This is a genomic window from Bacillus sp. 3255 (assembly GCF_031456485.1).
Classification (GTDB): Bacteria; Bacillota; Bacilli; order Paenibacillales; family NBRC-103111; genus Paenibacillus_E.
The window spans coordinates 126,358-139,558 of sequence record NZ_JAVDUS010000011.1; the positions used below are offsets into that span (position 1 = coordinate 126,358).

Here is a 13,201-nt window from a genome sequence, read left to right on the forward strand (position 1 = left end):
ATCCACAGAAAGAAGGGGTATCAATGAAAAAGAAATTGCTCGTACCAATTCTTCTCGCCATGACATTCGCCGGCGGCACCTTGATTGCCGGATGCGGCGGAACGCCTGCGGCCGACAAGCCGGCTGACAAAGCGGCGGAAAGCGGCAAACCGGCGGCCAGCACCAAGCCTGTCAAGCTCGACATTATCGAAACCGGCAATGGCTTGCCGTCTCCGGATCAGGATATTATTAAGCAGGAGCTAGATAAAGCGCTCAATACGGATCTGAATTTGACTGTATACGCATCCGGCGATGATTACAAAAATCAGCTTAACGTGCGGATGTCTTCCGCTAATTTCCCTGATTTATTCGCTGTAGACCGCCAGCAATTGAAACAGTTCTCCGAGCAAGGATTGCTGCTCGATCTTACGCCTTACTTGGATAAATTGAAACCGGTGCAGGATTTCATCGGGGCTGACAGCTTGAAGAAAGGGATGCTGAACGGCAAAACATACGCCATCGCCAAATCCCCGCAGGTTCCTTACAATACGTATTGGATCCGCCAGGATTGGCTCGATAAGCTGAACTTGAAAATTCCTACGACACCGGAGGAACTGCTGGAGGTTTCGAAAGCATTCACGGAGAAAGATCCTGACGGTAACGGCAAGAAAGATACGTATGGCCTTACAGGCGGTAAGCTCAGCGCATTTGACACCGTATTCGGAGCTTATGGCGTCGGGATGGACGGCGGCACGCCAACCGTATATGTCAAAGATAATAAAGTCGTCAATTCCTTGTATGACCCAGGGATGAAGGATGCGCTTGCGTTCGTGCAGAAAATGATCGCTTCCGGCTCGGTGGATCCTGAGCTTCTAGCCAACACGGGTCTCCAGCATCAGCAGAAGGCGATCAAAGGACAGGCGGGAATCGTCTATCTGGATTGGCCGAATGTGACGAAAGATCAATTCGTCGAGCAGATTAAAGCAGTGAATCCGAATGCCAAATGGGTGCAGGTCGATGCGATTAAAGGACCTGGCGGCAAATATGCCAGCGCCTACGATATTGGCCGGGCGGCTGCGCTATATGCCATTCCGAAGTCGCTCGAGAAAAATCCGGAGAAGCTGCAAAAGGTTATCGATTTGCTCAACTATGTGTCATCCAAGGATGGCTCCTTGCTGGTGCAGTATGGCGTGAAAGGCAAGCACTATAATCTCGATGGCAATAAAGTGGTTCCGACCGATTTGATGGGCAAAGAAGGCGGATATTTCTGGCTGTATCAGTTCGCCGGCCGTCCGGAAATGGAATATTTGACGGTGAAATTCGGGCCTCAAGCTAAATTTATGGAATTCGCGAGTAAGCAGCCGCATATCGACGGTTTGGCAGGCTTTGTTGATTTGCCGAATGGGTATAACGCTGCCGATGCAGGCCGGTATATTGAGGAGGAGTTCTCCAAATTCATCTATGGCAAACGTCCGCTCAGCGAATATGACGCTTTCCTCAAAACGCTGGAAGGATCAATGAACTATAAAGCTTATTTGGATGCGGCGGAGAAACGAGTGAAAGAACTCGGATATGTGAAGTAAACGGGACGGAAGGAAGGAGCTTGTGCTTCCTTCCCCCTTTTAAACAACTATTTACACGTGTAAATTAAACGGGTATGATGGGATTACATCATAAACTTTATAAAAGGAGCGATTGACCATGACGCAACAAACCTTAGATATTGCCGCATTAACGAAACAATTTCACGAGGATGGGTATCTCATTCTGCGAAACGTATTATCCCAGGAGAAAGTGGACCGGCTGAACGCAGCCATCGACCGAATCGTAGCTGAGGAGCCGGAAACGCTGGCTTACAATATCTATAACAGTGTGGAACGCGACGATGAAATTGCTTCACTCATCGACGAACCGACGCTGCTGCCGCTGATGGTGAATTTGCTGGGTTATAACATTCAACTGCATATCTCGCATTTAACGATTCGGAAGCCGAATCCGAACGATGTGAAGACCGAGTCGCAGAGCTTCATCAACTGGCACCAGGACGGCCCGCACCCGCAATTCCCTAAGCAGAACGGCATTACCTCTACGTACTACATCAAGACTTGCTACATTTTGAGTGATATGTCGGAGCCGGACCGCGGCAATACCAAAGTGATCCCGGGCTCGCATAACAAACCGTTTCAACCGGAGAGCCAGGACGTTCGGGGCAAGGTGGACGGCGAGGTTCAAGTGTGCGGAAAGCCTGGCGACGTGTTCATTTTCCCGCAAAATCTGTGGCATGCCGGAGCGCCTAACCATTCCGACTTCACTCGCCGCCAACTGTTCCTGGGCTACAGTCCGATCTGGATGAGACCGATCGATTACCGCACCGCATCCGACAGGCTGCTGGCGACTGCATCCCCCTACCGGAAGCAATTGCTGGGCGTTATCGACGATAATCCGTTCAAGTATTATGTTCCGCAGGAATCTATGGTACCATTGAAGGAGTTCTATATTCATGACGCTGGACAAAGTGTTTACAAATAACCATGTTGGAGGGGAACGCCTTGCAAGGAGCCAAGCTGGAAGGCAAGATTGCGCTTGTCACCGGAGCTTCCCGCGGACTGGGACGCCATATCGCAGCTGCGCTTGCAGCAGCGGGAGCTCAGGTGGCCGTCAACTATGCGAACAGCATCCAGGATGCGGAGGAAACGGTGCGTATGATCACCGCTGCGGGGGGCACTGCCGCCGCGTTCCGCGCGAACGTCACGAATGAGGCGGAAGTGGCGGAGCTCGTATCGCGTGTGGAGCGGCATTTCGGCAGCCATATCGATATTCTCGTCAATAATGCGACAGGGCCGCAGCCGATGGTATCCATTGAGGAGAGCACCTGGCAAACGTACATGGATCAGCTGGAGTTTTTCGTGAAGGCGCCTTTGCTGCTGACCCAAGCGGTGCTGCCGGGTATGAAGCTTGCGGGAGCGGGAAGTATTATTAACATCGGAAGCGAAGTCGTGCAGATCGGCAACGCCAACTTCTCCAGCTATGTAACTGCTAAGTCCTCGATGGTGGGGATGACGCGTTCCTGGGCCAGCGAATTGGGGCCGCACGGCATCCGCGTCAATCTGATCGCTCCCGGATGGATTCCCGTTGAGCGGCATGCCGGGGCCAACACGGACGGCTACCGCGCAGGCGTGCCGCTGGGGCGGGTCGGAGAGCCGGCGGATATCGCGGCAGCCGTCGTATTCATGGCATCGCCGGAATCGGCCTTTATTACCGGACAATGTCTATCCGTGAACGGAGGCAACACGTTCGGCATTTGATTAATCCTGTTAGGGTGAAGAAGCATGGTAAGCAGGAAAGACGTAGCCGACCGCGCAGGGGTTTCCTCCGCGGTCGTCTCCTATGTATTGAACAATCGGAAGATTGTGAAGGAAGAGACGCGCCAGAAAGTGTTGGAAGCCGTGCGTGAGCTGGGCTACCAGCCGAATCTGCTGGCGCAGAGTTTGAAAACGAAAAAGTCGCGGCAGATCGCCGTCTTGATTAACTATCTCGGCAATCCGTTCGAGGCCGGTCTTCTCATTAGTATCGAACAACAGGCGAAAGACCGGGGCTATTTCGTTTTCTTCCAAACGTACAGCCAAGAGGAAGAGGAGCAGCTGAAGAGCTTGTTCATGGGACGGGTGGACGGAATCCTGCTGCTGGGCCAGTCCTTGCAGCCGCAGTTGGTGGACCACTTCCGGTCGCTGGGTATTCCGGTCGCATCCGTTCTGAAGCCGGATGGGGGAGAACTGCAGATTCCTCATATCGATTTGGACTGGGAAGCGGAGATGGTGAAGCTTGTCCGTCATTTGCAGCAGCAGGGCCACACGCGGATCGGCTTCATGGGCGGCGGAAAGAAGGCGCAGCATTATGGCGTCCGCTGGCAGGCGTTCCTTCATGCGTTGAAGGAAATGGGCTGCGAGTGGCACTCAGAGGATCTGCTGGTTGGCGGCGGCAAGTTTGAGCAGGCCGAACGAGCGCTGACTTCGGCATGGAGCAGCGGCTCGGCCAGATTCAGTGCGCTGGTGTGCGCCAACGATTTGATGGCGGCCGGCTGTCTGGCGGCTTGCCGCGTAGCGGGCGTGCAGGTTCCCGGGCAGCTTGCCGTTGCCGGGTGCGAGAACATCCTGATGTCGTCTCAGACTGATCCTCCGCTCACGGTCATTCATTATCCCCGTCCGCAGATGGGGGAAGCCGCCATGAAAATGCTGCTGGACACGATCGAAGGACAAGAGATTCAGCAGCCGTTATTCGCGGGTGAATTGATTGTTCGGGGTTCTACGCAAGGATGAGATAGGCTTGGCTCCGCAAGCTAAATAGGATCATGCGAAAAACCGGCCGAGGCCGGTTTTTTTGTTTTGGGTAAGCGAAGCTTACCCGCGGAGGGGGCTTAGACCGAGCGGCTATCAGCTCAGCAATACCGCTAGATCCCCGTGTTCGCACAAACCCCCCGTCTCACCCGCAGCAGCTCCCAAGCGATAATGTATATGATTTTTCGGACGATGTGCTTTCTTTTTATTCAATTTCACCTGGTGCTTGTCGCGGATGCATTTCGCCAGCAGCTTGTATCCATAGACGTGTTCCTCGCCTTCAACGAGCTCAAGCAGCCACTCGTTAATTTGCTCATCGCTAACTTTCTCACCTGTTACTGTAAAAGAGTAGCCTGGAACAGGGCGTCCCCGGCGGTGACATTCTGTTGGATGTTCGGTCTGCCTACAAGTCGCTCTTTTCTTACGTTCGTAGTATGTTGACTCCGATAACCCAAGGATGCGCAGTACAACTGCTGCTGGCTCACCCCGCTTAATGAATGGGTCTGCTACTTCGAATTTTTCTGATAAGCGGGGTTTTTCTTTTTTAATAGTTCTCGGAGGATTTCTATTTCGAGTTCTTTCTCACCAAGAACCTTAACCGCTTTTTCATAGCGCTCCTCCACCTCCTGCAGTCGCCGTGTCACCCGTCACCGCCTGCCGCTAAACCGTTTGATCGCTTCCTCAGTCACCGGCGTGAAGAAGTTAATCAGGTTGCCGTCGGGATCGCGAAACAGCGTAGCACGGTTCCCCCACGGCATCGTAGTAGGTTCCTTGACCCACTCATTGACAATCGGCTTCAAGCGCTCGTATTCGGCGTCAACATCGTGGACGCGGAACTCGATGATGACCGTGCGATTGTCGGCTGCCGCTGCGGAACCAGCGCCGAACAGCTGCACCGTCTGGGAGTGGCCGATCGCCAGCGTACACGATGGCACAATGAGTTCAGCAAAGACGGGCGCGAGGCGCTCCGCCGAAACCCCCATGACTTTCTCATAGAACTCGACGAGACGATCCACGTCGTCGGTAATGATACGTACTGAAGCAAAATTCACGAGATAACATCCTTCCTATAACAAATAATACAATACGTGTCCTATCATTTGGGGCCCAAATTCTTTGCATTTAACACCCACTCCTGACTTACTCCAATTATAAAAAAACGCTGCTGACAACAGTGTGTCAGTAGCTATTCGATATCCTAATTAAGGTACGGGGAGGGCGCCCAGCGGGCTTTGTACGATCAAGCACATGAAGTTAATTAGAAGCTATTACGCAGTTAATAAGGTTATCAGCCCAAGAGGTTATCTAATAGCTATAGCCTGGCATTGGCCGTAGAGGCCATAATAAATAAATATTAATAAGTTAGGGGGAGAACTATTGTTGCATAGTTGAAATCAGGGGTAGGAAAGTTGCGGCTATGCAGGCTGGACAGATCGAAATCGAATTTTCCAAACTACGACAAAGGAGAATGAAATGGACAAACGATTACAAAGCTGCATCAGCAAACTAATGGTGTTTCTCATGCTGTCCACTACGTTATTAGGTATAGGCAGCAGCACAGTTCTGGCAATTGATACGACGAATACCAGAAGCTTTGACGTGTGGGATTTCGGTGGAGCAGAAGCTCCTGAGGAAGCCTATGTCAACCAGATCACGGTCAGCCTGCTCAATGGACTAACCGACTATGTTTCCACGGGAGGTTCGCCCGCTAAAGGTGTGTTTAAGGCGAATACACCGTTCGGCGATTTAACTTTATTTACATCCGGCACTCATAACAGACTTTACTATTACGACGGGAGCGCGAACGGTGCATTATCGTATGGCAATCCTACAAGCAAGACCTTTAGCGACGGATATGTGTCCAAAGGTTCTATCTACTCAGCCGGTAACGGGGACGATACCACGAAGTATATCAAGCTCGACAATGTGGTGGCAGGAGATACCATTACGCTTTATGGATTTGTGACGAACGGTACCGGCACGTCCAATGTTAATTTTGATTTGACCAGTACATCGAATGGAACAACGAAAAAAGGCACGGATACCGTGGATCAAAACGGCAAGAAAGTGACGTATTTAGCGAAAGATTCCGGCAGCTTGAAAATTTATTTTACAAATTCCACGGCAAGTGTAAAACCGAATATCGCAAGAATCGTCAGAACGCCCGGCGTTAAGGTAAGCGGCATGCTGAATCTGAATGGATATGCGATTTCGGGGCACTCGCTTGTTTTCCAGAACGAATCAACCGGGGATATTCTCAAGGCAACGCTTGACCCGGACGGGACTTATGAGGCGACTCTGAATGCCGATTATACGTACACGGCTGTTCTGCAAGGCGTCAATTCGGAGTATTCGATTTCCGACACTACGAAAACCTTGATCACTTCGACTGCACAAATTGTAAGCGGTATCAATGATCATCATTTGGACGTAGCCCAAACCCCCATGTCGACAGTAAGTGGCAGCATCGCGGGTTTTGATAGCGGATATAACTTGGATCATTTCAAAATCACATTCAACCCGCCAGAAGGAAGTCTCGCTCCGGCCGTTGAGGCTGATCTCAATAAGGCGAGTATGACGTACTCTGTCGATGTCAGAGCAGGCGTAGCATACTCAACCGTGCTCTCTGGGGTGAACGATTATGAGCTTACGGGCGGAAGCAGCGTCCATACAAGCACGAACATGACGCAAGATATTACGGTTGCCAAGAAAGCGGTTTATATGGCAACGGGTGCTTTCGTAGGGCTGCCGCCGACTGTTGCCGTTTCCAGCATGACATTTACGAATGTGGATGACGGTTATAGCTATCCAGGTACCGTGACCGGCTCGGGCAATGGGATAGACGGGGGATACACAGTTAGCCTTCGAGATGGCGCCTACGCCGTATCGGCCACTAGCACGGATCCCACCTATTCGACGATCGGACATGTCGTGGTGAGCGGAAGCAGCGTAACAAAGAATGTGAAATTTTCGACAACAACGCCACTTTCTGCACTTCCATGGGTCGGCGATCTCTATGTGGGAGACAGCACCAAGGCAAACTATTTCACCACGATCAGGGAAGCGCTTGCGACTGCTGCGCGGATGAATCCGGCAAGTGAAGCGCAGCGAATTACGATCCATATTGCACCCGGCGTCTACCGGGAACAATTGAAAGTGACCACTCCTTATATTAGCTTTGTCAATACAGATCCGAGTAAGGAAGTCAAAATCACCTGGTACTACGGCGTCGGTTATGATTACTACAGTGCAGGACCGGATGGTTCCTATAACGAAGACCGCGCCTTCGACAAATATGCCAAAGGCTACCCAGGCAACTTCAAGTGGGGAGCTACCGTTTTCTTAACGAGCGCCGCCAAAGGGTTTAGAGCCGAAAGCATCGTCTTCGAGAATTCGTTCAATAAATATGTTACGCAGGAGGAGCTGGATGACGGCGTACAAGTGACGACGATCAGCACGCCGACGAATCTTACCGTAAGAACGATGGGGATGGATGCCACTTCCCGAGCAGCAACGGAAAGAGCAGCGGCTGTGGGGGTTGAAGCCGATAATGTAGAATTCTATAACAGCAAATTCCTGTCAAGCCAGGATACCCTGTATACCGGTAATTCCGTAACGAATCAGTATTACAAAGACTGTTTCATAGAGGGGAATACGGACTATATTTTCGGTGATGGCAATGCGGTATTCGATAATTGTATCTTGAACTTTACTGGATATAGCGATACAGGGTCAGGAGGCTACATTACGGCGGCCAAGCCTTCTGCGGCAAGCAATCCGCAATTTTTCGGCTATTTGTTCAAGGGAGCTACGATAACCGGTACACAAGGCAAGATCCAGGCGCCCGGTTATTTCGGAAGACCTTGGGGACAAGAGGCCAAAGTGAAATTTCTGGATACGAGACTTCAAGACAGCTCCTTAATTGCCCCGCAGGGCTGGACGTCGATGAGCAACTCTACGCCGGAGAACGCAAGCTTCTATGAATATAACACGACTTATAACGGTCAGCCGGTGGATACATCATCGAGAAGAGGATATGTGCTTACCGCTGACACCGCCGTTACTAACGTAACTGATTATTTGGGCAGCGATTGGCTGCCGAAGTATTATACCCCCGGCGCGACCGCACCGGTCATTACGGCATATGCCGGAAACGGAAATGCTACCCTTACATGGACTACCGTCACAGGCGCCACTTACTACACGGTGAAAGGGAGGACGGCGGACAGTACGGTTTATAACATGGTCTACTCGGTGGATAATCCGACTGTTACTTCGTATACATACTCCGGTCTGATGAACGGAACGGCCTATCAGTTTATCGTAACGGCATCCGATAGCTATGGCGGAAGCGTAAATTCAAATGTCGTGACCGTAACACCCGGCGTTTCAGGGACTGCGCCATCCGCACCTTCTATCGATGCAATAGCGGGGGGAGCTTCGGCAAAGCTTACATGGAACGCCGTACCGGGAGCAACATCGTATCAGATTAAAGGCGGTACATCCAGCGGTGTCTATCCAATGGTCCAAACGGTCAACGATGCGACAATAACTTCCTATACCTATTCCGGTTTAACCTATGGAACAACCTACAATTTCGTTGTGACGGCAAGCAACGAGTATGGAGAAAGTGCCGCTTCGAATATCGTAAGCGTAACTCCGGGGAGCCATGCAAGAATCAAGCCGGAGGATTTCATGGGTGCGGATGTGGGCAGTCCGGCGCTCGCAGGTTCTTCGAGTTTTGACGATGATACGAATGTATTCACGCTCACCGGTTCAGGTACGGGTATTAATAAAAACGCCACCGGACTCGACCAGTTTTATCTAAAAGCCGTTAAGATCAAAGGTGATTATACGATCAGTGCAAAAGCTGCATTCGTCGGCTATGGACCGGGGATTTACGGCAATCCAGGATTGACGATCAGGGAGAGTCTTGATCCCAACAGTTATCACTTTACACAATTAGAGCAATATGCCAGCACAGCGGTAGGCGGGAGAAAAATGTTCCGGTACAACGGTTCTTCAAATGGCTCCAATAATAACTTCCCGCTTAATGGTACGGCTTATCTGCAATTAACCAAGGTTGGAGATAAAATCACATCGATTATCAGCTCCTCTCCCATCCCTAAGGAGCCCATTGCATCCGATTCCTTGATTATCAGCTCTGCTACTGCTACGAACCTCGGTTTGGACGCCAATGGTAATCCCAAGGAGCTTTACGTAGGCTTGCTGGCTACTTCAGCGAATGCAAGCAAGCGTATTACAGCGACATTTGAAGATGTCCGAATTGTGATGGCGGATGGAACGGTTGCTTTTGATTCGAATGAAGGGAAGCCGGTCGCTCCGAAGAATGTTGCCGCTAAGCCGTATGATGCGAGTGCGCTCATCACATGGGATGCACTGCCAACAGCAACGTCTTATACCGTCAAACAAAGCGCGAATCCGCAGGGGCCTTTTACAATTGCCAAAACAGTTACCGATTCCACCTATCAAGCGGAAATTAAAGGTCTGGCTAACGAACAGACGCATTACTTCGTCGTAACCGCAAGCAATGCAAGCGGGGAGAGCATTCCGTCCGCGATAGTAAGTGTCGTTCCCACGGCTTCCGCTTCCGTGCCCCCTGTCATTACGATGACTTCCGCAGAACCGGCAAGCCAAGTGTATAGCGCTTTGCTGCCTATCAGCGGCAAAGTAAACAAACAGAGCACATTAACCATTACGAATAATGGAGTGCCCGTTAAGCTGGCTGGTGAACAAACAAGTCTGCACGTAAAGAAGGATGAACCATTTAACGCCACTTTGATTTTGCTGCCTGGCATGAATGAGATCGAAATCAAAGCGGCTGATGACTACGGTTATGTAACGACAACGAACTATCAGGTTACCTATACGTATAAAGCAACGACGATCAACTTCTATGATGACAACGGACAAGTCGTTACAAAATTGGCGCCAGGTAAGGATATTGTTGTTATGGGGCAGGTTGATAATTTCATTGCTCCCACGAAAGACGCTGTGATGTTTACCGGTCTCTATGATGAGCACAACAACCTGATTAAGTTCATAAGTACGGCGGAGACTGTAGCCAATGGAGATGCTGAGCAATTCGCTGCACGTATGAAGCTTCCTGATGATGTGAGCGGGTATACGTTAAAAGTTTTCATTTGGGATCATGTCGTCCATATGCAACCTGTATCCGATGTAATCGAGCTGAAGTAAGGCTAAATGGGGAGGATACCTACACATGAAAAAGAAACTTATTTTGGCTGTGATGTGTGCTGTAGTAGGTTTATCATCACTGCCTATGGAAGGGGCGGTTCAGGCTGAAGGTGCGGCAGCACCTTCAACCATCCCGTCTTTTCCCGGCTCTGAGGGCGGAGGCATGTATACCAGCGGCGGACGCGGCTACGACGTCTACGAAGTTACGAACCTGAATGACTCCGGTCCAGGTTCCTTAAGAGATGCCATCAGCGCGGATAATCGAATGGTTGTGTTCCGTGTATCGGGAACCATTCAGTTAGCAAGTTCTTTGAGCTTCGCGAACAGGAAAAATATCACCGTCGCGGGACAAACGGCACCGGGAGACGGAATCTGCATTGCCGGGTACAATACAGACGTAAGCAATGCTTATAACATCATCATTCGGTACTTGCGGTTCAGACCCGGTGCTGCGAATATCGCGAGTGAACCGGACTCTCTGGGGGGCAGAGGCTCCAACTATGTGATGGTCGATCACGTATCCGCGGGTTGGTCCACGGACGAATCGCTATCTTTTTATGAAAACAACAATATGACCATTCAATGGAGCTTGATCAGTGAGAGCTTGACTTTATCCGGCCACTATAAAGGGAAGCATGGATATGGCGGCATCTGGGGAGGCAATGCGACTAGCTTCCATCACAATCTGTTCTCCACGCATACGAGCCGGATGGCAAGGGTAGGTAACGGTACTACACCGGGCATTGTGACGATAGCTAACAACGTGATCTATAACTGGGGCTTCAATAACATGTATGGGGGAACAGCTGGCCTAAGCACCAATGTTATCAATAACTATTATAAGCCGGGTCCTTCGACATTCAGTTCGGTGAAAGGGAGAATCGTTAACCCTAGCGACGGGGAGTTCCATGTGAAAGGTAATTTCATGGTTGGCAATCCGACGGCAAGCGCAGATAACAGCAAAGGGATTCAAGACCAGAGTGCGACCGCCCAAATCTCCAGTACGCCATTTACTGACAGTGGGTATACGCTGCTGCAAGTAGAAGATGCTCAAGTTGCCTATGAGAAAGTGATTCGTCAGGTCGGCGCCATCCTGCCCAAACGGGATGCGGTGGATGCCCGAGTCATTCAGGATGTCATCGGCGGCACCGGAAGAATCATCAATCGGGAATATGAAGTAGGCGGATACCCGGAATTGAAAACAGGGGCCGTTCCGGCAGATACGGATCATGACGGTATGCCCGATGCTTGGGAAGATGCGCATAGCTTGAATAAGAATGATGCATCGGACGGCAAGGCCATCACGGCTTCCGGCTACAGCCATCTGGAGGTCTATCTCAACAGCTTGACCGATTTGAATTCACTTCAGGATAATCCGGTAGTCAAGGTGACAACCCCAACCTATAATGCCCGGTATGCTGAAGGCAGCTCCATGGAAATTGATGTGGAGGCGACAGATGCGGATGGCATCACGAAAGTAGAATTTTATAAGAATGATGAGAAGATCGGAGAAGACGCGGAAGCTCCTTATCGTTATACGTTGGATCAAGCTGCTGCAGGTACTTATTATATCTCTGCCAGAGCGTACGATCATCTAGGGAATGCAACCCAATCGACCTCTATGCCGGTGCATGTGAACGGTCCAGAGGTACAGGAGCCTTGGATTTCCACAGATATTGGCAGTACGCCTGTACAAGGAAGCGGAAGCTTGGATGCCTCCGGTACTTTGACGGTTAAGGGCTCGGGTAAAATAACCGGTACAAAGGATAGCTTCCACTTCGTTTACCAGCCCATCAGCGGCAATGCCGCACTGACGGCGAGACTGGATTCGATTGCCCTGTTGGATAATAATGCGATTTCCGGTCTCATGATACGGGAAAGCCTGGATTCCGATGCCGCTGAGGCGATCATCAGTACTTCCATCGTGAAGGCTGACCGAGACGAGAATTTAAATGGCGATAAAGATGACACGTATTATGCGACTTATTTTTCAACCCGAATGAACAAAGGCCAAACAGCCCAAACACTCAATAGCAGTGATTATCCGCAAGATTATTTGCCGGCATTAACGGACCACGTCATGCCCGTCTGGTTGAAAATTGAGCGTGTGGAGAATACGATAATTGCCTACACCTCGAATGATGGTCATGCGTGGAAGGAGCTTGCAAGGAAGGAGGTGGCTATGGGGAAAGAGGCCTATATCGGTTTCGCCGTAGATGCCTCTCAGCCGTCGATCGCTAATATTTATTACAATACGGCCCAATTCTCCAACATCCAGCTCACGAATTCATTTGTCGTGCAGGATATCAAGGTTACTGATTTATGGGGGAATGCACGGACCGGTCTTACGCCAGGATTAAATGCGGTCGCTGAAGTTACAATAAATAAGAATTCTATAGCGGTTCAGGATGCTGTCATTGCGATTCAGCTTTGTGACTCGAACGATCATGTGCTGGGCACTTCCTACGTAAAGTCACAGTTCCATGCCGGGCAAACCAAGACGGTGAAAGCTGGGTTCAGCACTCCGATAGGCGTGGTGGGACTCCAATTAAAAGCATTCGTAGTCAATAGTTTGACAGAGGGCATGAGAATTTCGAATGAAATGTCGGTTCATTAATCGGAGCTCGAAACCCATTTGAGCTTGTTATGGAATCTAAATTAGGGGCGAA

8 protein-coding genes are annotated in these 13,201 nt (G+C 50.5%); 6 read left to right on the forward strand and 2 right to left on the reverse strand.

Annotated elements, in window-relative coordinates; genetic code table 11:
- The first annotated feature begins 23 nt into the window (after positions 1-23).
- The 4 genes from J2X61_RS17895 to J2X61_RS17910 all read left to right on the forward strand — a co-directional run bounded on the left by J2X61_RS17895 (position 24) and on the right by J2X61_RS17910 (position 4,295).
- Positions 24-1,562 carry an extracellular solute-binding protein gene (locus J2X61_RS17895; protein WP_310189514.1) on the forward strand — a complete coding sequence of 513 codons (1,539 nt, stop codon included), beginning with the start codon at positions 24-26 and terminating at the stop codon, positions 1,560-1,562.
- Positions 1,563-1,680: 118 nt separating this feature from the next.
- Positions 1,681-2,508: a phytanoyl-CoA dioxygenase family protein gene (locus J2X61_RS17900; RefSeq protein WP_310189515.1), complete on the forward strand. Its 828-nt coding sequence runs from the start codon at positions 1,681-1,683 to the stop codon at positions 2,506-2,508.
- A gap of 20 nt (positions 2,509-2,528) precedes the next feature.
- Positions 2,529-3,284 carry an SDR family oxidoreductase gene (locus J2X61_RS17905; protein ID WP_274470570.1) on the forward strand — a complete coding sequence of 252 codons (756 nt, stop codon included), beginning with the start codon at positions 2,529-2,531 and terminating at the stop codon, positions 3,282-3,284.
- A 24-nt stretch (positions 3,285-3,308) separates the two neighbouring features.
- Positions 3,309-4,295: a LacI family DNA-binding transcriptional regulator gene (locus tag J2X61_RS17910; protein WP_310189516.1), complete on the forward strand. Its 987-nt coding sequence runs from the start codon at positions 3,309-3,311 to the stop codon at positions 4,293-4,295.
- 524 nt (positions 4,296-4,819) lie between these two features.
- Here the strand turns inward: J2X61_RS17910 and J2X61_RS17915 are convergent.
- Both J2X61_RS17915 and J2X61_RS17920 read right to left on the reverse strand, forming a co-directional pair.
- Positions 4,820-4,957, reverse strand: a complete 138-nt coding sequence (locus J2X61_RS17915; protein ID WP_310189518.1) for a hypothetical protein — start codon at positions 4,955-4,957, stop codon at positions 4,820-4,822.
- Positions 4,958-4,960: 3 nt separating this feature from the next.
- Positions 4,961-5,365 carry a VOC family protein gene (locus tag J2X61_RS17920; protein ID WP_274470566.1) on the reverse strand — a complete coding sequence of 135 codons (405 nt, stop codon included), beginning with the start codon at positions 5,363-5,365 and terminating at the stop codon, positions 4,961-4,963.
- A gap of 421 nt (positions 5,366-5,786) precedes the next feature.
- Between J2X61_RS17920 and J2X61_RS17925 the strand changes: the two genes are divergently transcribed.
- Together J2X61_RS17925 and J2X61_RS17930 are read left to right on the forward strand one after the other, a co-directional pair.
- Positions 5,787-10,532 (forward strand): pectinesterase family protein, encoded by a 4,746-nt coding sequence (locus J2X61_RS17925; RefSeq protein ID WP_310189520.1) that lies wholly within the window; start codon positions 5,787-5,789, stop codon positions 10,530-10,532.
- Between the two features lie 25 nt (positions 10,533-10,557).
- The gene (locus J2X61_RS17930; protein WP_310189521.1) at positions 10,558-13,149 is read left to right on the forward strand and encodes an Ig-like domain-containing protein; all 2,592 of its coding nucleotides are present in this window, start codon (positions 10,558-10,560) and stop codon (positions 13,147-13,149) included.
- Positions 13,150-13,201: the final 52 nt, after the last annotated feature.